Genomic DNA, 21,178 nt, shown 5'->3' with positions numbered 1-21,178 from the left:
TTGAAAAGTCTTTAAGCAATTGTTAATTTATATGAACAATTCGTTATGACCTCGCCCATCCGCGGCCATCGAACCTCTCAAAAACACGACAAAATATAAGAATAATTTTTTCAGCCGCGACCACTTCACGCAATCACCCGATCCAAGAGAAACTCTCGATGGAAAAAAATGCTTCTGCCACGACCATTTTAAGCAATAAAAATGGCGTCGGTTTCACCCGCAGAGAACTGTTAGTGGGCCTGGCCTCCACCATGGTTGCCACTTCCTTATTGGGCTATCCCTTTTTAACTCAAGCCGAGCGGCAGACCGCTGCCGTCAACCCACTGGCTTTTGCCCAATTCTTTAAATTGTCGCAAACCTTGACCGAGCATCAGGATATTGATCAAGGCATGTCAGCGCGTATCTTCACCGCACTGTATAGCAACGACGAACACTTCTCCTCACAAATCAGTCAGTTGATGACGCTCATGCAAGACGGACACCGTGCGCAACAACTGCAAGCACTGGCGCAGCAGCACCAGCTACAAAAAACCGTCAGTGCGATTGTTGCTGCCTGGTATACCGGAACTGTCGGTCATGGGCAGCAAGCGGTTTTGATTGCCTATAAAGATGCGCTGATGTACCGCCCCGCCAGTGACGCCTTGGTCGTCCCCACCTATTGCGGCAATGGCCCGCTGTGGTGGACTGCCACCCCGCCGGATATCAACCTGCCAAAACCTGTCAACGAGAGCCATTCCTGATGAAAAAACCTATTTTTAGTGCCGACGGCAATGCCTCGGCAGATGTCATTATTGTCGGTTCCGGCATTGTCGGTGGCATGATGGCAGACCAACTGGTTGCTCAGGGCTACTCGGTATTGGTATTAGAAGCGGGCTTGCGTATCGATCGCGGTCAGGCGGTTGAGAACTGGCGCAATATGCCTTTCGATAATCGAGCCGGTTCTGATTACCAAGGTTTATATCCACAATCTGAATTTGCCACCGCCCCACTCTACTTCCCGGAAAATAACTATGTCGAGCTGACCGGCCCCAGTGCCAGCAGTTTTAAACAGGGTTATCTACGCACCGTCGGTGGCACCACCTGGCATTGGGCGGCCTCCTGCTGGCGGCACGTTCCCAACGATTTTCAGATGAAAACACGGTATGGCGTCGGTCGCGATTGGCCCATCTCTTATGATGAGTTGGAACCCTACTATTGCCGCGCTGAAGATGAGATTGGCGTCGCCGGGCCGAACGATCCCAAGTTGCAATCCCCGTCCGAGCGTAGCAAGCCTTATCCAATGGATATGGTGCCTTGGGCGCACGGTGATATCCGTTTTGCCGAAGTGGTGAATCCACACGGTTACCAGTCGGTGCCTATTCCGCAGGGGCGCAGTACCCGCCCGTGGGAGGGCCGCCCAACCTGCTGTGGTAACAATAATTGCCAACCTATTTGCCCCATCGGCGCGATGTATAACGGCATCCATCATATAGAACGTGCGGAAATGAAAGGTGCTGTGGTATTAGCCGAAGCCGTGGTTTACAAAATTGATACCGATGACCAAAACCAGGTTACTGCGGTCCATTGGCTGGATAACAAAAAACAGTCTCATCAAGCGACCGGCAAAGTGTTCGCGCTGGCCTGTAACGGTATTGAAACCCCGCGTCTGTTGCTGCTGGCTGCTAATGAGAAAAACCCAAACGGTATTGCCAATTCATCCGACCAAGTTGGCCGCAATATGATGGATCACTCCGGTTTCCACTGTACATTTTTAGCCAAAGAACCGCTGTGGTTGGGGCGTGGGCCAGCACAAAGCAGTTGTCTGGTCGGGCCGCGTGACGGCGAATTCCGCAAAGATTACTCTGCAAACAAAATGATCCTCAATAATATCAACCGTGTATTACCCGCTACACAACAGGCGCTGGAAATGGGGCTGGTGGGCAAAGCGCTGGATGAAGAAATCCGCCGCCGGGCTGCTTATGGCGCTGATTTGTCGATAAGCCTTGAACCGCTGCCAGATCCAGATAACCGCCTGACATTAAGTCAAACCCGCAAAGATGCTCATGGCTTACCTTGCCCAGATATCCATTACGATGTCGGTGATTATGTGCGCAAGGGTGCCGAAGCCGCACACAAGCAACTGGAGCATATCGGCCAGTTGTTTGAAGCAGATGAATTCAAAATCACCACCAGCCTGAATGCCAATAACCACATCATGGGCGGCACCATTATGGGCAGTAACCCGCAAGATTCAGTGGTTGATGGCAATTGTCGCACCTATGACCATGCCAATTTATGGCTGCCCGGTGGCGGTGCTATTCCGTCAGCCAGTGTGGTCAACAGCACATTGACCATGGCTGCATTGGGGCTGAAAGCCGCCGATGATATGGCGCGTTCACTGGCGGGAAAATGATGAAAAAATTGATCGAAATTAGCCTGTTTTCACTGTTTTTATTCGCCGCTGACGTATGTGCATCAGAGCATGCATCACTCAGCGAACAGCAGTGGATCGAAAAAGGCGAACAAGTGGCTATCGCCTCTGACTGCCAGGCCTGTCATACCAAACCTGAAGGCGGAAAACCGTTCACCGGCGGTTATGGTATCAGCTCGCCGATGGGGATGATTTATTCCACCAATATCACCCCATCCCCAGTTGACGGGATTGGCAAGTACAGTGAAGCAGAGTTTGCTCGCGCGGTTCGCGATGGCATTCGTGCTGATGGCAGCCATCTCTATCCGGCGATGCCTTATACCTCTTACACCAAGCTAAGTGATGAAGACATTCACGCGTTGTATGTTTACTTTATGCATGCGGTGCCCGCAATTGATGAAGAGAATACTCCCACCGAACTTCCCTTCCCGTTCAATATGCGCTTTGCCATGCTGGGCTGGAACATGATGTTCCTGGATAAAGGCCGCTTCGAACCGGATACCAGTAAGAGTGATCAATGGAATCGCGGGGCTTATCTGGTTAATGGACCGGGCCACTGTGATACCTGCCATACACCACGAAACTTATTGATGGGAGAAGATACTGGCAAAGCCTTTGCCGGTGGTATGGTCGGGCCATGGTATGCACCTAATATTACGTCAGATCCCATCAGTGGTATTGGTGGCTGGAGCAATGCTCAACTGGTGGAATACCTGAAAACCGGGCGCGTTGCCGGTAAAAATCAGGCGGCTGGAGGAATGGCAGAAGCGGTACAAAATAGCCTGCAATATCTGTCGGAGGGTGATTTACAGGCGATCGTCCTTTACCTAAAAAGCACCACACCGGTACGTGATCCGCAGGATACTCAACCCGCCGACAGTTTTGGCAAGGCGTTGAATGTGGAGATTGGCTTACGCGGTCAACATCCGTCTACGGCGAATAACACTTTAGATAGCGGCGCTGCATTGTTCAGTGGTAACTGCGCCAGTTGTCATCAGCCCGACGGTAGCGGCAGTAAAAATCAGGCTTATCCTTCCCTGTTCAATAACACCGCCACCGGTTCTTCCAACCCAGCCAATCTGGTTTCCGCCATATTGTTTGGGGTCGATCGTAAGGTTGGCGATGAGCATATATTGATGCCCAATTTTGGCCCGCAATCTTATGTTAATCCGCTGAATGACAAACAGATCGCCCTGATTGCCAATTATGTCTTGCACAGTTATGGCAACCCGGCGATCACCGTCAGTGAAGCTGATGTTGCAGAACTGCGTGCTGGCGGGCCTGTGCCACTGCTGGCAAGGCTTCAGCCCTATATGGCTCCGGCCATGATTGCGGCGGTGATTGTGCTGTTAGCATTGATATTTGTTTTAGGCAGAAAGCGCCGTAAAACAAAGAAATAGCGGTGGTAAACAGCGGCAAAGAGGTAAGCGCCCTTTGCCGCTGAACTCCCATTAAAACCGAATACAGCACGCCCCTTGCTCTGCGCCAGTCAATTGTTCGCGTAATGCACCAAACAATTCACGACCACATCCCACATGGAAAGCCGAGATATCAGGTAATGCTGGGTGGCGAGTGGCCAGTTCGGCGTCATCCACCAGCAGCGAAAGTTCACCGCTGACGCCATCAACCCGCACCCGATCGCCATTGCGGATTTTCGCCAGTAAGCCACCACAATAAGCTTCTGGTGTCACATGAATAGCCGACGGCACTTTGCCGGATGCACCGGATAAACGACCATCAGTGACTAACGCCACCTTAAAACCGCGATCCAGTAATACCCCCAGTGGCGGCATCAATTTATGCAATTCTGGCATACCAATGGCACGCGGCCCCTGATGGCGCACCACCACCACACAATCTCTGTCCAGCGCACCTGATTCAAAAGCTGGCCCGACATCATGCTGGCTGTCAAACACCACGGCTGGCCCTTCAATAATCTGATGATCATGCGGTACGGCTGAGGTTTTCATCACCGCTCTGCCCAGATTGCCACTTAATACTTTAGTGCCGCCATGAGGTGAGAAAGGTTTGCTCAGACTGGCAATAACGCTGTCATCCAATGAATGCTCTGGCCCACTGCGCCATTGCAACTGACCCGCGTCCAAATAAGGCTCTTGCGTATAACGTTGTAGGCCGAACCCGGCCACCGTATGAACATCCTCGTGCAATAAGCCGCCTTGCAATAACTCTTGTATCAACAAAGCCACGCCGCCTGCGGCCTGGAAATAGTTAATATCCGCCGGGCCATTAGGGTAAATGCGACACAACTGCGGAATCACTTCCGACAGTTCAGAAAAATCATCCCAATCAATGATTATGCCCGCCGAGCGCGCCATCGCTACCAAATGCATGGTGTGATTGGTCGAACCGCCGGTGGCTAGAAGTGCCACAATCCCATTTACCACCACTTTTTCATCCACTAATTGGCCGACCGGCAAATAATTGCCACTGGTTTGCGTCAAACGCGTGACTTGCCGTGCCGCTGCGGCTGTCAATGCATCGCGCAGTGGCGTATTGGGCTGAATAAAAGAGGAACCGGGCAAATGTAGCCCCATCACTTCCATGACCATCTGATTTGAGTTGGCGGTGCCATAAAATGTACAGGTACCGGCGCTGTGATAAGAGGCAGACTCTGCTTCCAATAGGGCATGCCGATCAACTTTACCCTCCGCATACAGTTGGCGCACTCGCACTTTTTCTTTATTGGACAGGCCGCTGGCCATTGGCCCTGCTGGCACAAAAACCGCCGGTAAGTGACCAAATGACAACGCCGCCATCAGCAATCCCGGCACAATTTTGTCGCATACACCGAGATATAATGCGCCATCAAACATATTGTGCGATAAGCCGATAGCCGCCGACATAGCAATCACATCACGGCTCATCAGCGATAATTCCATGCCATCCTGCCCTTGCGTCACGCCATCACACATCGCAGGAACGCCCCCCGCCACTTGCCCGATCGCGCCCACTTGATGCAGCGCATCTTTAAGTTGTTGCGGATAATGCTCGTAAGGCTGATGAGCTGACAGTATGTCATTGTAGGAGGTAATAATAGCGATATCGCTACGCACCATATTCTTCAGAGAGGCTTTATCCTCGGGCTGGCAAGCGGCAAAGCCATGAGCCAGATTGCCGCAGGCCAATTGTGAACGGTGAACGGTATTTTCTTTTGCCGCACTGATGCGTTGCAGATAGGCGGTTCGAGTCGGCGCAGAACGCGCAATAATACGCTGCGTCACACGGATAAGAGTCGGGTTCATCGCCATTCCTTATTCAGTCAGCGGAGCCAAAAGTTCAATACTGCCCGCAGGAAGACCAATAAAATCCGCCAGTACCTGCAACAGCAAATTGTGATCATCCAAATGTGGCGCGCCGGAGACATTTACGCTGCCAATAATACCGGCTTGCTTAATCTGTAACGGGAAACCTCCGCCTAACGCGGCATAGTCACGTAAGCTGACACCATAGCGCTCCTCAAGGGAGGTTTGGCGCTGTTGCAGCATCAACCCTGCGGCATAAGAGCTGGTGCCCAATAACTCCACAACATTACGTTTGCGCCGCAGCCAGTCAGCGTTTTCTGCACTGGTACCCGGCATGGCGTAACTCAATAAAGTTTGCCCATTTACCCGGATATTGATAGCCAGCGCCACCCCTTGCCGCTCCGCCTGTTGCTTTATTTTTTCACCCAACTGCCAAGCGGTTTCATGATTGAAATGGATCAACTGTAGTCGTTGCTGATGCTGCTGGCTGAGGGTAAGTTGCTGTTGTAAATTCATGAGATTCTCCGGTGATAAATGGCGGCGGTCTTGATTGCAATAAAGACCGCCGACCCGGCTTAAGCGCGTTTTACTTTAGCTAAGCCTTTGTCAGCTATGCCCTTTCCCTTCGTGGTGACTGCAACATCACACTCTTTTGGTAAGGTTAAGGTAATCAGCCCGGCAATCATTAATGAGCCAGCTAACATGCAAACTGCAGCACTTTGACCGTAGAAGAAAATCATGACACCGACCAGATACGGGCCACAGAACCCACCCAAATTACCTAATCCATTAATCACACCGCGAGCGCCACCGGCCACTTCTGGCACAGCAATGCGCCCCGGAATAGACCAGAATGGACTGGTTGCAGCTTTGAGGAAGAATCCGCACACCACCAGAGCCAGATAAGAAATCAACACGTTATGGCGGAAAATAACGGATGTCACCAGACCGGCGGCAAAGCAGAACAGAGAAATCATTATCAGCAAACGGCGTTTACCGGTTTTATCTGATAGCGAAGAAATGACATAAATACCGGCGGTGGTGGCAATAAACGGCAGAATAGCCAGAATACCAATCGAGGCCATATTACCACCGGTCAGATTTTTCAAAATAGTCGGCAACCACAAGGTGTAGCCATAATCCCCGGTCTGATAAAAGAAATTCAGAGCAACCAGTTTCATCAAACCTTTATTTAGAAATACCGCTTTTAATGGTGCATTAGTGACTGGCGCATCCAGCATCCGCTCTGCCCGCTCACGTGCCAGTTCGGTGACCAGATAATCACGCTCTTTTTTCGACAACCATTTGGCTTCTTCAGGTCGGTCACTGATAACAAACCACCACATAATCAACACGACCGCTGACAGTGAACCTTCGAGGAAGAATAACCAGCGCCAATCTAGTGCATTGATAATAAAGCCAGATAAAGGTGCAGTGAACATGCCACCGATGGGGGCAAACATCATCACGAAAGCATTGGCACGGCCAATTTCGCGCTCCGGGAACCAGTTGCTGACCATAGTCAACACCACAGGCAACATGCCGCCCTCAGAAACACCCAGCACAAAGCGCAGGAATAACAATTGATAATGGTTCGTCACAAAGCCCGTCAAAATCGAGACAACAGCCCAGACGGCAAGGGAATAAGCAATAAATTTTCTGCCGCTGCCATGAACAGCAATACGGCCACCCGGCACTTGTAAAAATAAATAACCAATAAAGAAAATACCGCCCGCTAAACCGGCCATTTGGCTGGTAATAGCCAGATCACTTTCCATGCCGCCCGGTAGTGCAAAACTAATATTTACCCGGTCCATAAAAGAAATAATACAAGCAATCATTATTGGCACAATAACGCGGAACCAACGGGCATTAGGGATCTTACTGTCCATATAAACACGCCTCTTTCTCTAGCTGAATAATTCCCACACCATTCAGAAAATAGCGTAGAGAATGCCGCCAACAAATTAGGGTAATTTGCCAGTTATTTAAAATGCACGATGTGGTCTTTTATTTTTATTATAATAAGTTGAGGATCAATTTAATTAATCCTCATTTCTTTCTTAATTAGTAAGTAATAGCAGTAGGTGTTTTCTCACCCGCGAAGTGAGCTTGAATATTTGAAAATACAATATCACTCATTTGAATTCGAGTTTCGATGGTAGCACTGGCGATATGGGGCAGTAATACCACATTATCCATTTGGATTAATGTCTGCGGCACATTAGGCTCATCTGCAAATACATCCAAACCTGCTCCACCAATTTCTTTTTGTTGTAATGCACGGATTAAATCATCCTGATTGACCATACTGCCACGAGCAATATTAATCAGCAGAGCATGATTTGGCATCGCAGCAAAAATGGTTTTATCAACCAGACCAATGCTGTCTTTGCCACCCGATATCGCTATAACCAGAATATCGCTTTGTCTGGCAAGACTGATTAAGTCCGGAACATGCTGATACGGCAGACTTTCGATGTGGGCAGTGTCGGTATAAGCAATTTGCATATCAAAACCGGCTGCGCGGCGGGCAATAGCTTGACCAATGCGGCCCATACCAAAGATACCCAGACGTTTGCCGGTGACTTTAGAGGCCAAGGGTAAGCTGCTGTGCGGCCACTGACCGGCACGCAGGAATTTATCTGCCTGACAGAGGCGTCGTGAAGTCGCGATAATCAGCCCCAGAGCGGTATCGGCTACATCATCAGTCAATACGCCTGGGGTAGTGGTGACGATGATATTGCGCTCACGGGTATAGTCCAAATCAACCGCGTCAGTTCCTACACCAAATATTGAGATAATCTGTACTTCAGGTAAAGACGCCAGTACTTCGTTGGTCACACCGATATCACCACGAGTAACGATACCTTTAATACTCTTGCCCTGTTCAGCAAAAAAATCAGCAGTATCTGTAACTTCGAAAAGTTTATGAACAGTAAAATTCTGTTCCAGTTTCTCGGTTAAATAGTCCATTACCGGGGCAATAATCAATACGGCCGGTTTGAAAGAAGATGGTTTGCTGTTTTTCATAACGAGTACCCGATCATGTCAATAAATCAAAAACCAGAATGGCAGCGGATCATCATCAAATGATTGAGCCATTCAGCGAATATCGTTATAAGACCTGTTTTCAATGTTTTATTTTGTGATACAGGTCACTGTAAGTCATGTTAAGAAAACATGTTACCGGTAACGTGATCGACCTATCATTGCTAATGCTGAATTGTTTCAGCTAAACAAGTCAGCGTTAATTAGTTATGTAATGCCTTAATGAAAATGTTATGGATTGGCATAATTTGTTATATCAGGATTATTATTATGCCGGGTTGTCACAGACGAACATTGACTGCCATTCAATAACACAATGGCAGTTGCGGGTAATGCAGAGGTATTTCAGCAACAGCAGAAATCTTAGATAGTTCCACCGAGTGAAATACGATAATGCAGATCAACCTGTTCAATTGTAGGGATTTTTTTTATTTTCTTAATCAAGATTTCAGCGGCTACTTTACCCATTTCAAAACGTGGAGTGGTGACACTGGCCAGTACTGGAGTGGTCGCTTGGCCGATATCCAACCCATGAAAACCAGAGATTGCCATTTCTGCTGGTACCGCCATGCCCAATTTCAAGCATTCTTGTAACACACCCACCGCCATATCATCATTGGTACAGAAAATAGCATCGACTTGCGGATACATTTGTCGTGCCAATGCCAACATCCCAGCACCAATAGAGACGGATGAAACTTTATTAGGCGTAATATGTAGTGGTGCAAACCCCACGTCCGTCATTGCCTGGCTATACCCTTGATAACGTTTACGATCTCGCACATCAGACATTGAGCCGAAATAGACAACATTTCGCTTCCCGCTTGCCAGTAACGTGGCCGTCATATCATAAGCAGCCTGATAATTATTAAAACCGACCGTAATACGGTTGAATTGGGGTTCCAAGTCCATCACTTGCGCGACCGGAAGCTCTGAAGCATTCAGATATTTGTCCGCACGTAAGGTATGTTCAGAATCAGTGAGTATCAGCCCGGAAATCTGGCAAGAAAGCAGATTAACTATTTGTTCTTCTTCACGTTCTTTATTGTAGTTATAGTTGACTACCAGTGTTTGATAGCCACTGGCAGCAGTGACCGACTCGATGCCAGCCAGTAAATCAGAGAAAATCTGGTTATTAAAGGAGGGAACCAAGATACCGATTCTCGGACTTTTTTGATTGAGGCTAGTTTCGCCTTCCGAATCAGCACTGTAATTGACTTCAGCCATTACTTGGGCAATACGTTCACCGGTTTCTGTAGCCACTTTTTCCGGCGTGCGTAAATAGCGGCTGACAGTCATTTTAGTCACACCCGCTAGTAACGCGATATCCTGTAACGTAACACGCTGGTTTTTCATGGCATCTACCTGGAACAAAAGTGTGGGAAGAATATACTCGTCATACTTCAAGCTGCATGTACGTTGGCTGCACTCAATAACCCGAATCACTTACAACACAGTCAGCTCATCGGGATCCTCTCCCTTGCCGCCTTCCTGCAACTCGAATTATTTAGAGTAAAAAGTAATTATGCACTGTTAACGAAGATAATGAAAAGCATGTTACTGATTTAAAATACAATAACACTCATGCTTCCTATTATTTAGTTATCTTATTATCAATAGGTTAAACCAACACGCTCCCTATTGATAAGTAAAGCCCATACAAATAGCCCCCATTTATCGTCACCAAGGCGATGTCGCTCACGTAAGTGGTAACAGCTTGTCGTAACATGAATTAAAGTGATCTGTATCACAGTTTGGTAAGGCGGAAAACGGTTTGATAGGTACATGTTTTCGCACTGTCATTATTCAATAATATTGATTTTATAATGTCGATTAATAAGCGCCATTTCCATCAGGAATGACTATGAAGAATTTATTTTCGTTAGAAAAACGCAAAGTATTAATTACGGGTTCCGCTCAAGGCATTGGTTTTTTATTAGCAAAAGGCCTTGCCGAATTTGGTGCAGAAATAATAATTAATGATATTACCGCAGAACGCGCAGAAAAAGCCGCCGCAGAATTACGTGAAAGCGGTTTTGTTGCTTATTCTGCAGCATTTAATGTGACTGACCATGATGCTGTGAATGATTCGATTGCGCAAATAGAAAATAATATTGGTGCAATCGATATTTTAATTAATAATGCCGGTATTCAGCGCCGTCATGCATTTACCGAATTCCCAGAAAAAGATTGGGATGATGTAATCGCGGTAAACCAGAAGTCCGTATTTTTAGTTTCACAAGCAGTTTCCCGTTATATGGTTAAACGCCAACGCGGAAAGATTATTAATATTTGCTCAATGCAAAGCGAATTAGGCCGCGACACTATCACGCCATATGCTGCCTCCAAAGGTGCAGTGAAAATGTTGACTCGTGGGATGTGTGTTGAACTGGCCCGTTACAATATTCAGGTCAATGGTATTGCCCCTGGTTATTTCAAAACAGATATGACAAAAGCACTCGTGGACGATAAAGCTTTTACCGATTGGCTGTGCAAACGCACGCCAGCCGCCCGTTGGGGGGATCCGGAAGAGTTGATTGGTGCCGCAGTGTATCTATCTTCTAAAGCATCAGACTTTGTTAATGGTCATCTGCTGTTTGTTGATGGCGGGATGTTAGTTGCAGTTTAATCTTCGTACTTGAAGCTGTGGGGGGTGTTAGCAGCGTTCTCTTGCCCGAATCACTGACCTTAGTAAGCTCACCGGGATTCGCTCATTTGCTGCCTACCCACAGCACCAACTGCTTTAGTTAGATGACTCATTAATCAGGCACCGAGGAAAGTTATGTCTGGGAAATGCATTATTATTATGGGCGTATCTGGCACGGGTAAGTCCTGCGTGGGCCAAGCGCTGGCACAGGCACTTAACGCAAAATTTATTGATGGCGATGATCTGCACCCACGCGCCAATATCCAAAAGATGGCATCAGGTCAGCCGCTCAATGATAGTGACCGCGCTCCGTGGCTTGAACGGCTAAGTGACGTGGCATATAGCCTGCAACAAAAAAATGAAGTCGGTTTTTTAGTCTGCTCGGCGCTGAAAAAACAGTATCGCGACCGTCTACGCGAGGGTAATCAGGGAATTCGCTTTCTGTGGTTGACGGGCGATTACGATTTGGTATTACGCAGAATGCAGCAACGAGCGGGGCATTTTATGCCGGAAAGTCTGTTAAAAAGCCAGTTCGCAACACTGGAAACCCCTGATTCCCGCGAGCCAGACATCATTCCAATTAATATATCACCTGACATTGCTGGTGTTGTTAAACACTGTATTGCCGCGCTGGCGCAGGAAAATAACGTCAGTCACTGTGCTTAAATCCTGGGCATGATGCATACGCAGAAATATAGGAATAGTTATGATACTTGATGAACTGAAAAGTGCGGTGAATAATCCACTTTACCCAGATGCTATTCGTCGCACACTCGCCGCTATCAGCAAGATGGATTTAGACAATTTACCCGCGGGTGAATTAGACATTGAAGACCGTGAGATTTACCTCAATCATATTATTGCCTCATCTAAGCCATTGTATGAGCAAGCACCTGAATTACATCGTTATTATATTGATATTCATATTCTGCTGGAAGGCAGTGAGGTGATTGGTGCTTCACCATCAGCTCAGGGCCAGCGCCCTACAATGGATTTTGATACCGAACGGGATTACGGGTTATTTGAAGGCATTACCACCGAAACATTATTAACTCTGGCTCCGGGTGATATCGCCCTACTGTTCCCTGGTGAGTTGCACCGCCCAATGGGAACATTAGGTGACGTTGCACCGCTGCGCAAGATAGTGGTTAAAGTGGCGAATCATCTTATCTGACTTGATGTTATTTTGGTTAATATTCGTTCAGGTTATTGGTTCGGTTGATAGATACCTGATCAGGTTTCGGTTGTGAATCGTTAGGTGATTGCCTAATTTCCCCAGCCTCAACCGAGACGGGCCACAGGGTGGCGGCCCAACAGCGAAATGATGACGTGCGCTAGCGCAGGGCTCCAAGGGGGGTTACGCGCTTGTAACCCCTTTCTAAGTTGAGGCTGGTGATCAAGCGAACACCGATCTCATGTCAACCGAACAGAATCCTCTAATCAATATCAACTGAAGGTTCTAAGGAACGCCTTCCTTGCCGCTCCCTTCTCGCCGCCAACCACAACCCACTATTCTTCATCGCATAGCCAAACACCACCCCGACCAACAGCGAGACAATCACCAGTTTCCAGTCACCATTACCGGCAAATGTGGCACAGGCACCGATAAAAGTGCCGGGGACGAAGGATAACCACTGCTGGCAGGCCTGAATACACATCAAAAACGCTACAAGGCCAGTCAGAACATAACCAAAGATGGTCCATTCCGGTTGCAAGGCACTGCCCTGAATAATCATCATCGCCCAAAACACCCCGCTCACGCAGGTGAGCAGGGTGATCAGCAAACCTTTTAAGCCACCTTGTGGACAGGCAAAGTAGGCAGTACAGCCCAAAAAACCCGCCCAACTAATAAGCCCCAGGCTCACGGCAACGTAACCCCAGATACCTGAGAGAATGCCGGTGGTAATGGCAATCATCAGAATAATATTCATCCGTATTTACCTGCATAACAAAGGTTAAAAGAGAAAATGCATTGCATGAAAGTTGCGCAGTTTACCTGAACCAAGAGGAATTTTAGCGATTTTAATCACATTTCAAATGATGCGAACTATAGCGTTGCATTAATATCGTGATGTAAATCACATAAACATTGCTGTTATAGATCAAAAACAACACCATTGCGTTTATTCTGATTCTGAATGCCATTCAGCGATTGAAAATACTCAATTTGTGCCAGAGAAGGAACATTAAGCTTTAATTGCTCACGGAAAAACTCATAATAATCATTAGCACATGATGAGATATCATTTTCAGTGAGGTTTTCATTAATACTCAGTAGATAATTCTTAACATCTTTATAAATCTGGCTACTCTTCAAATCTAATGTCTCATCAGTCACTAAATATTCTTTTTGTATCTCTAACGTGGACTTTTTCTTCTCCTCATTATTTTCACGGTATGCGTTAGACCGTTTTTTTGACGCCACCTGTTGCTGAAACATAACGCGAATGACGGGATCGAGTATGGCCTTAGAAATAATCCTATACGCACTAGATTCTGGATCAATAGAATATGGAAGATCTTCAATCGGAGGAAAATGACTATCACTAATACTATTACTAACACTAGCTCTTACCTCCTTAATCACGTTATTAATAAGTTGTTCGTTTGGTAATTTCTCTTTCTCACAATAACATCTATAGTAAGAGTCAGTAATTCTGTGCAATACCTCTATATTGGGTTGATTGTTGTCAATACGTGACTTAAGAAAACCACGTGCATTATTCACCATATCGCCTATGACACTTGCGATAGGGCCTATACCTAAACGATCTTTTGCACCCTCTTTTTTATTAGTGGTTAATCCCAAGATATAAGAGACTAACGAAAGCGTACTTTCTTGTTTTTTAAGTTCTTCATTACCATTCCAATTCAGTGAATTAATTTTCATATCTGCAATAGAGTCAATTTCCGCCTGCACTCCTCTGGCGATGAACTTCCTCAAAACTTCTTCACAAAGTTCAGTTCGCCTAATGTTTTCAACCTTTTCTGATTTATATAAAACACGCTCCTCGATTATCAACCGCGATTGATCAACCAAAAAACAGCATAATGCATCGCTGCGTTTATCTTTATCTGCTTGAGCTTCCCATAACACATAATTACGGTGATCTTCACTTTTACCAATTTGATCCCAGAGCTTTTTATAGATAGATTTTTTCTTGTCATAATCATCGTAGTTAAACACTCGTTCCAAGTCACAAATAGTCTTATCTAAGCTCTTACTGACAGAACAATTAGAATCCATTTGTTGGAGTTGCTTGCTTTTGGATAACTTTTTTTCAGCAGAGTACTCTGGTGATTGAGTTATAGTGATCAGTTTTTTATTAGAAGAGTTAACAGAAACATTGGACGAGGAAAGACAAGACAGCATCAGAAATATCCTTGAAAATAGAGTGAAATAATCGGCCATAACAGTAACCGAATAAAACATCTCTTCCCCTCGGGGCTTCACCCTACTCCATCTGAAACAACCTTAAACAGCCCATAAAACAAAACCCCCTGCAAGTTTCAGCTCACAGGGGGTTGGAATTATCGCTTTAACGCCGTATTACATTAGCGGTTGCGCCAACTGAACCAACGAAATCAGCGGTTGCGGATAGATACCCAGTACCAGCACCAAAATCGCAGAAATTAGTACCACCACACCACCAGCAGTTAATGCCCAGTTATTTGGCGTATCGCGCACCAAAGTTTCCGGCGCACTCAGGTACAAGCTGACAGTTACGCGCAGATAGTAATACAGGCCGATGGCGCTCCCCAATACTACAGCACCGGTCAGCCACCACAGGTTAGCACTCACACCCATTGCCACGACAAAGAACTTACCAATAAAGCCTAATGTCATTGGGATACCGGCCAGTGACAGCATCATCACCGTCATTACCGCAGAGAGAATTGGCTTATGCCAGAACAACCCACGGTAGGAGAACAGTGATTCCGCATCCGGGCCTTTGTACGGGCTGGACATCAAGCTGACCACACCGAAAGCACCTAAGCTGCTGAACAGGTAACCGGCCAGATAGACGCCGACGGTTTCCAGTGCCAGTTGATGGGTTTGTACTGCCACCAACGCAATCAGCAAATAGCCAAGGTGCGCGATAGAGGAATAACCCAGCAGACGCTTGATATTGGTCTGACTGATGGCCATCAGGTTACCAAACAGAATCGAGGCCACAGCAATCAGCGAGAGCACTAAACGCACCGCTTCACTGTCAGCGACTGGCGCGTAGAGGAACAAGCGCATCACCACCGCAAAGATGGCAATCTTACTGGCGGTTGCCAGGAACGTAGAAACCGGGGCAGGAGCACCCTGATACACATCCGGCGTCCACAGTTGGAACGGCACCAGCGATAACTTAAAGCCAAGACCCACAATCATCATCCCCAGACCGGCCAGGATCAGCGGTTGGTGAATCATGGAGTCGCTCAGGCTTTTGCCCAGACCGGCGAATGACAAGTTGCCAGATTCCGCATACAACAGCGCCATACCAAACAGCAGGAATGACGATGCCGCCGCAGATAACAGCATGTACTTGATGCTGGCTTCCAGTGAACGCTTCTGGCGATAGGCATAGCCAATCAAACCAAACAGCGGCAAGGTAATCAGCTCGATACCCAGGAACAGCGATGCCAGATGATTGGCGCTAGCGAGCAATATACCGCCCATAGTCGCAATCAGCACCAGCAGGTAGAACTCTTCGCGGTTATCCGGATAGCCATTGAGCCACGGATAAGCAAAGGTGCTGGTCGCCAGACTGGCAACAATCACCAGCCCGGTGTAGAACATCGCGTAGCCATCAACCCGCATCAGCGGTGTGACATCTATCGGCCCGACCTGGCCGACAAAGTAGAGTGACAGCAGCGCCAGGTTAAGCCCGATAACCGTCAGAGTGGCGTTGATAAAATGATCGCGTCGCCACGCAATGGACAGCATCACAACCACCACCGTCAATCCGACGATCAACAGCGGTAGCATTGCGATCAGTTGTTGAGGAGTTATTGTCATGGCGAATTACGGCCTTGTTGTTGGAATAATAGATGAAGCATTGAACCACTGCTGTACATTACTCATCGCAGCATGGGATGTGTCGAGAATTGGCTGCGGATAAACCCCCAGCAAGACTAACAACACCACTAACAGCAGGATGATGGACAGTTCCCTTGCACTCATGCCCGGTAATGCTTCTTCAGATTTTGGCGCGCCGTAATAAGCACGCTGCATCATAATCAGCGAGTAAACCGAAGCAAAAACCAGCCCAAAAGTAGAAATCACAGTAATCACCGGAACGACCTGGAAGCTGCCGAACAGGATCATAAATTCGCCCACGAAGTTACCGGTACCCGGCATCCCCAATGTTGCTACCGCGAAGAACAGCGATAGCGCAGGCAAGTATTTGATTCGACCCCACAGGCCACCCATTTGACGCATATCACGCGTATGCAGGCGCTCATACAGCTGGCCACAGATGATGAACATACCGGCGGCTGAAAGGCCGTGAGCAATCATCTGGATAACCGCACCTTGGTAAGCCAGTTGGCTGCCGGTATAGATGGCAATCAACACAAAGCCCATGTGCGATACGCTGGTGTAAGCAATCAGACGTTTGATATCGGTCTGACAGAAGGCCATCCACGCACCGTAGAAGATGCCGATGACACCCAGCCACATGGCAATTGGCGCAAACTCATGCGAGGCATTCGGGAACAGTGGCAGGCTAAAACGCAGCAAACCATAAGCTGCGGTTTTCAGCAAAATCCCCGCCAGGTCGACAGAACCTGCCGTTGGAGCCTGACTGTGTGCATCTGGCAACCAACCGTGCAATGGCACCACCGGCATTTTTACCGCGAACGCAATAAAGAAGCCCAGCATCAACAGGTATTCAACATTGTGGGACATCGGGGTTTTCAACAAATCTTCATAGTTGAACGTCCAGATACCGGTGGCGTTGTAGTGCACGAACACCAGTCCCAAAATGGCAATCAGCATGATAAGGCCGCTGGCCTGGGTATAGATGAAGAACTTGGTGGCTGCCGCGATACGGGTTTTACCGTCTGATGCTTTGTGACCCCACAAAGCAATCAGGAAGTACATCGGCACCAACATCATTTCCCAGAAGAAGAAGAACAGGAACATGTCGATGGCGAGGAACACGCCGATTACCCCACCCAGAATCCACAATAGATTCAGGTAGAAGAAGCCCTGATTGCGCTGAATTTCACGCCACGAACAGAGGATAGCCAGCACACCCAACAGGCCGGTCAGCACCACCATCAGCAGTGACAAACCATCTAATGCCAGATGGAATGAGATGCCGAACCGTGGGATCCACGGCAAGGTGAATTCTGACTGCCACTGCGGGATACCCGCCGGATTCATCAGTGAATAGTTGCCCTGCACCCACAACTGCAAGGAGAGCACCAATGTCAGCCCCATCGCGAGTAGCGCTATCCAGCGCGGTACTCTGGTACCGAAGCGCTCACACTGCCAAGACAGTAAGCCGCCGATAAAGGGGATAAGAATTAGCCAAGGTAATAGCATGGCGTTTTGTGTCCCTAATTAAACGAAAAGCAACAGAGCCAGTACAACGACTGCACCCAAACCCATAGACGCGACATACCAACGCACCTGTCCATTTTCACTGACGGTCAGACCGCGATTACTCCAGCGCGAAAGTATCGCCGGGGTATTCATCAGTGAGTTCAGCGGATCACGTTGCAACAATCTTGCAATCCACAGATACGGGCGGACAAACACGTTATGGTACAGCCAGTCGAAGCCCCACGCATGGAACCACCAGACTGTAAAGAAGCGGCCCGGCGCACTTTGCGCGATGCTGTTGACCAGCTGACGTTTGCCCAGATACAGCATTGCTGCCAGTGCGATACCTATCACCACCAACACGCCGGAGAAGATTTCCAGCGGCATTTTGCCCTCTTCACCAAAATGAAGCTCTGGCAGCACCCCCGCCAGCGGCGGAGTGATCAGCGCACCAACAAATGTCGATAGCACCAGCAACACGAGCAGCGGCAGGCTGTGAGTGATCCCTTTGACCGAATGCGCTTTGGTTTTTGGCTCGCCGTGGAACACAATGAAAATCATACGGAAGGTATACAGCGCGGTGAGGAATGCCCCCACCAGCCCGGCGACCATCAGATTGATATGGCCACTGGCCAATGCGCCCCACAGAATTTCATCTTTACTGTAGAAGCCTGCAGTGACGATTGGCAATGCTGCCAGCGCTGCGCCACCCACCAGGAAGCAGATATACACCAATGGAATAGTCTTACGCAGACCACCCATTTTGAAGATATTTTGCTCGTGGTGACAGGCCAGAATTACTGAGCCCGAAGAGAGGAACAGTAAGGCTTTGAAGAATGCATGAGTCATCAGGTGGAAGATAGCCGCATCCCACGCCTGAACGCCGAGCGCCAGGAACATGTAGCCAATCTGGCTCATGGTGGAATAGGCCAACACGCGCTTGATGTCAGTCTGCACCAGCGCGGCAAAACCGGCCAATACCAGAGTGATCGCCCCGATGACCCCTACCAGATGAAGCACTTCTGGTGCCATCAGGAACAGGCCGTGAGTACGGGCAATCAGATAGACACCGGCGGTGACCATGGTGGCCGCATGGATAAGTGCGGAAACTGGGGTCGGGCCAGCCATCGCATCGGCCAGCCAGGTTTGTAATGGCAACTGCGCCGACTTACCTACTGCACCACCGAGTAACATCAGCGTCGCCCAGGTAATGGCAGTAGAGCCCATTTCCAGTTTCTGCGGTGCCAATACCATCAGTTCACGAATGTTCAGCGTGCCAAGTTCCTGATACAGGATAAACAGCGCGATAGCCAGGAACACGTCACCCACGCGGGTCACGATAAAGGCTTTCATCGCCGCCGCACCGTTAGCCGGATTGGTGTAGTAGAAACCGATCAACAGGTAACTGCACAGACCCACACCTTCCCAACCCAGATACATCAGCATCAGGTTATCGGCCAGCACCAAAACTACCATACTGGCGATAAACAAGTTGGTGTAGGCGAAGAAGCGGGAGTAGCCCTCTTCTCCACGCATATACCAAGAGGCATACATGTGGATAAGGAAGCCCACGCCAGTGACGACAGACAACATGGTCAGCGACAAGCCGTCCAGTGTCAAAGTCAACGGAATGTTGAAGGTACCGACCGACATCCAGTTCCACAGTGTTTGGTTAAACACCTGAACTCCGGTTGCTTTCTGACTGAGGAAGTCCACGGCAACATACAGTGTCACCAGTGCCGTCAGACCAATCGATCCCACCCCGACAGTGGCAGAGGTATTTTCAGACCAACGCCCACGGGAGAATGCCAACAGCAAGAAGCCCAGCAGTGGCAGCAGAATTGTTAAATATAATAGGTTCATCCGCGCATCTCACTGACTGTGTCAATATTCAGAGTATGACGGCGACGATACAGCTGTAACAGCAGTGCCAGACCAATACTGGCCTCCGCCGCCGCCAGCGTGATCGCCAGGATATACATCACCTGACCGTCAGCCTGACCCCAATAACTGCCCGCCACCACAAAGGCGAGCGCCGCCGCGTTGATCATCACTTCAAGGCTTATCAGCATAAACAGCAGGTTACGACGAATAATCAACCCCGTCAGCCCCAGCACAAACAGAATGGCCGCTAAAATCAGGCCATGTTGTAGAGGGATCATGCTTGTTCCTCCGTTTTTCTTTTCGCGCTTTCACTTGCGCCCAGCACTTCACCCGGCTTGTGTTCGCGCCCGATATGGAAGGCAACCACCAGACCGGCCAACAGCAGCATTGACGCCAGTTCCACCGCCAGTACATAAGGACCGAACAGGCTAATACCGACCGCTTTAGCATCGACCATTTCACCGCTAATACCGGAATCAGTGATTGAACTGATGGCATAAATCAGCACAGTAAGCAGTACCAATGCCAGTAAACCAGGGCCAATCCATAAGCTCGGTTTCAGCCAATCACGCTCTTGTTGCTCGACATTGCCCAGATTCAGCATCATGACCACGAAGACGAACAGCACCATAATGGCACCGGCGTAAACAATGATTTCCAACGCACCGGCAAAGTAAGCCCCCAGTGAGAAGAACACGGCCGAAATAGCCAGCAAAGAGATAATCAGGTACAGCAGCGCATGTACCGGGTTGGTGTGAGTGATAACGCGAATAGTCGCCACCACTGCCACCAATGCTGCAATATAAAATGCAAATTCCATGGACGCTGGCTCCTAAGGCATCAGACCTTTAACGTCGATCGGTTTGGCTTCATTTTCGGCTTCGCCTTTCTGCTTGCCGTCAATCGCCATACCGGACATCCGGTAGAAGTTATATTCCGGATATTTACCCGGCCCCGAGATCAACAAGTCTTCTTTTTCATATACCAGATCCTGGCGTTTGAACTCACCCATTTCGAAATCCGGCGTCAGCTGGATAGCGGTGGTCGGGCAAGCTTCTTCACACAGGCCGCAGAAAATGCAACGAGAGAAGTTGATACGAAAGAACTCTGGATACCAGCGACCATCTTTGTGCTCGGCTTTCTGTAATGAAATACAGCCAACCGGACAGGCAACCGCACACAGGTTACACGCAACGCAGCGCTCTTCACCGTCGGGGTCGCGTGTCAGCACGATACGTCCACGATAGCGCGGCGGCAGGTAAACCGGCTCTTCCGGATACATTTGGGTTTCGCGCTTGTGGAAGGCATGAAGGCCAATCATCCACAGGCTGCGCACTTGGGTGCCGAAACCAACCACTAACTCTTTTAACGTCATGGTTCAT

The 21,178-nt window shown here is 48.6% G+C and carries 19 protein-coding genes; 6 read left to right on the top strand and 13 right to left on the bottom strand.

Annotated elements, in window-relative coordinates; translation table 11 throughout:
- Positions 1-158: 158 nt before the first annotated feature.
- From ACF3VQ_RS07095 to ACF3VQ_RS07085, 3 genes are read left to right on the top strand one after another with little or no spacing between them, the layout of a single operon-like run.
- Positions 159-740, top strand: a complete 582-nt coding sequence (locus ACF3VQ_RS07095) for a sorbitol dehydrogenase family protein (protein WP_392434179.1) — start codon at positions 159-161, stop codon at positions 738-740.
- Positions 740-2,392, top strand: a complete 1,653-nt coding sequence (locus ACF3VQ_RS07090) for a GMC family oxidoreductase (RefSeq protein WP_392434176.1) — start codon at positions 740-742, stop codon at positions 2,390-2,392. Before ACF3VQ_RS07095 ends, ACF3VQ_RS07090 begins: the two co-directional genes overlap by 1 nt.
- Complete coding sequence (locus tag ACF3VQ_RS07085; RefSeq protein WP_392435475.1) at positions 2,392-3,810, top strand: c-type cytochrome; 1,419 nt, start codon at positions 2,392-2,394, stop codon at positions 3,808-3,810. The genes ACF3VQ_RS07090 and ACF3VQ_RS07085 overlap by 1 nt, the downstream gene beginning before the upstream one ends.
- A 51-nt stretch (positions 3,811-3,861) precedes the next feature.
- Here the strand turns inward: ACF3VQ_RS07085 and edd are convergent, their stop codons facing one another.
- The 5 genes from edd to ACF3VQ_RS07060 form a co-directional block, all read right to left on the bottom strand.
- On the bottom strand, positions 3,862-5,673 hold the full coding sequence (gene edd / locus ACF3VQ_RS07080) for a phosphogluconate dehydratase (RefSeq protein WP_392434174.1): 1,812 nt from the start codon (positions 5,671-5,673) through the stop codon (positions 3,862-3,864).
- A gap of 9 nt (positions 5,674-5,682) precedes the next feature.
- Positions 5,683-6,189, bottom strand: coding sequence for a heme-degrading domain-containing protein (locus ACF3VQ_RS07075; protein ID WP_392434171.1), 507 nt, complete (start codon positions 6,187-6,189; stop codon positions 5,683-5,685).
- A gap of 59 nt (positions 6,190-6,248) precedes the next feature.
- Positions 6,249-7,565 (bottom strand): MFS transporter, encoded by a 1,317-nt coding sequence (locus ACF3VQ_RS07070; protein WP_392434168.1) that lies wholly within the window; start codon positions 7,563-7,565, stop codon positions 6,249-6,251.
- A 175-nt stretch (positions 7,566-7,740) separates the two neighbouring features.
- Positions 7,741-8,706: a 2-hydroxyacid dehydrogenase gene (locus ACF3VQ_RS07065; RefSeq protein ID WP_392434165.1), complete on the bottom strand. Its 966-nt coding sequence runs from the start codon at positions 8,704-8,706 to the stop codon at positions 7,741-7,743.
- A 381-nt stretch (positions 8,707-9,087) separates the two neighbouring features.
- Complete coding sequence (locus ACF3VQ_RS07060) at positions 9,088-10,080, bottom strand: substrate-binding domain-containing protein (protein ID WP_392434163.1); 993 nt, start codon at positions 10,078-10,080, stop codon at positions 9,088-9,090.
- 508 nt (positions 10,081-10,588) lie between these two features.
- Between ACF3VQ_RS07060 and idnO the strand changes: the two genes are divergently transcribed.
- The 3 genes from idnO (at position 10,589) to ACF3VQ_RS07045 (ending at position 12,545) form a co-directional block, all read left to right on the top strand.
- Positions 10,589-11,353, top strand: coding sequence for a gluconate 5-dehydrogenase (gene idnO, locus ACF3VQ_RS07055; protein WP_392434160.1), 765 nt, complete (start codon positions 10,589-10,591; stop codon positions 11,351-11,353).
- A 153-nt stretch (positions 11,354-11,506) separates the two neighbouring features.
- Positions 11,507-12,037, top strand: coding sequence for a gluconokinase (locus ACF3VQ_RS07050; RefSeq protein ID WP_392434157.1), 531 nt, complete (start codon positions 11,507-11,509; stop codon positions 12,035-12,037).
- Between the two features lie 40 nt (positions 12,038-12,077).
- A complete protein-coding gene (locus ACF3VQ_RS07045) occupies positions 12,078-12,545 on the top strand; it encodes a YhcH/YjgK/YiaL family protein (RefSeq protein ID WP_392434155.1) in 468 nt (155 codons plus the stop codon).
- A gap of 262 nt (positions 12,546-12,807) precedes the next feature.
- On the opposite strand, the gene ACF3VQ_RS07040 is transcribed toward ACF3VQ_RS07045, so the two are convergent.
- The 8 genes from ACF3VQ_RS07040 to nuoI form a co-directional block, all read right to left on the bottom strand.
- The gene (locus tag ACF3VQ_RS07040) at positions 12,808-13,302 is read right to left on the bottom strand and encodes a DUF1097 domain-containing protein (protein ID WP_392434152.1); all 495 of its coding nucleotides are present in this window, start codon (positions 13,300-13,302) and stop codon (positions 12,808-12,810) included.
- Positions 13,303-13,466: 164 nt separating this feature from the next.
- Positions 13,467-14,744: a hypothetical protein gene (locus ACF3VQ_RS07035; protein WP_392434150.1), complete on the bottom strand. Its 1,278-nt coding sequence runs from the start codon at positions 14,742-14,744 to the stop codon at positions 13,467-13,469.
- Between the two features lie 177 nt (positions 14,745-14,921).
- Positions 14,922-16,379: an NADH-quinone oxidoreductase subunit NuoN gene (gene nuoN, locus ACF3VQ_RS07030; protein ID WP_392434147.1), complete on the bottom strand. Its 1,458-nt coding sequence runs from the start codon at positions 16,377-16,379 to the stop codon at positions 14,922-14,924.
- A gap of 6 nt (positions 16,380-16,385) precedes the next feature.
- The gene (gene nuoM / locus ACF3VQ_RS07025; RefSeq protein ID WP_392434144.1) at positions 16,386-17,912 is read right to left on the bottom strand and encodes an NADH-quinone oxidoreductase subunit M; all 1,527 of its coding nucleotides are present in this window, start codon (positions 17,910-17,912) and stop codon (positions 16,386-16,388) included.
- A gap of 18 nt (positions 17,913-17,930) precedes the next feature.
- Positions 17,931-19,775: an NADH-quinone oxidoreductase subunit L gene (gene nuoL, locus ACF3VQ_RS07020; protein ID WP_392434141.1), complete on the bottom strand. Its 1,845-nt coding sequence runs from the start codon at positions 19,773-19,775 to the stop codon at positions 17,931-17,933.
- Complete coding sequence (gene nuoK / locus ACF3VQ_RS07015) at positions 19,772-20,074, bottom strand: NADH-quinone oxidoreductase subunit NuoK (RefSeq protein ID WP_005159229.1); 303 nt, start codon at positions 20,072-20,074, stop codon at positions 19,772-19,774. The genes nuoL and nuoK overlap by 4 nt, the downstream gene beginning before the upstream one ends.
- Complete coding sequence (nuoJ, locus tag ACF3VQ_RS07010; protein WP_392434138.1) at positions 20,071-20,616, bottom strand: NADH-quinone oxidoreductase subunit J; 546 nt, start codon at positions 20,614-20,616, stop codon at positions 20,071-20,073. The genes nuoK and nuoJ overlap by 4 nt, the downstream gene beginning before the upstream one ends.
- A 12-nt stretch (positions 20,617-20,628) precedes the next feature.
- Positions 20,629-21,171 (bottom strand): NADH-quinone oxidoreductase subunit NuoI, encoded by a 543-nt coding sequence (gene nuoI, locus ACF3VQ_RS07005; RefSeq protein ID WP_005171687.1) that lies wholly within the window; start codon positions 21,169-21,171, stop codon positions 20,629-20,631.
- Between the last annotated feature and the right edge of the window lie 7 nt (positions 21,172-21,178).

It is taken from the genome of Yersinia fenwicki, from assembly GCF_043099325.1.
Lineage (GTDB): Bacteria > Pseudomonadota > Gammaproteobacteria > Enterobacterales > Enterobacteriaceae > Yersinia.
The sequence above is the reverse complement of the archived record's forward strand: the minus strand, read 5'-3'. Positions and strand labels throughout refer to the sequence as shown.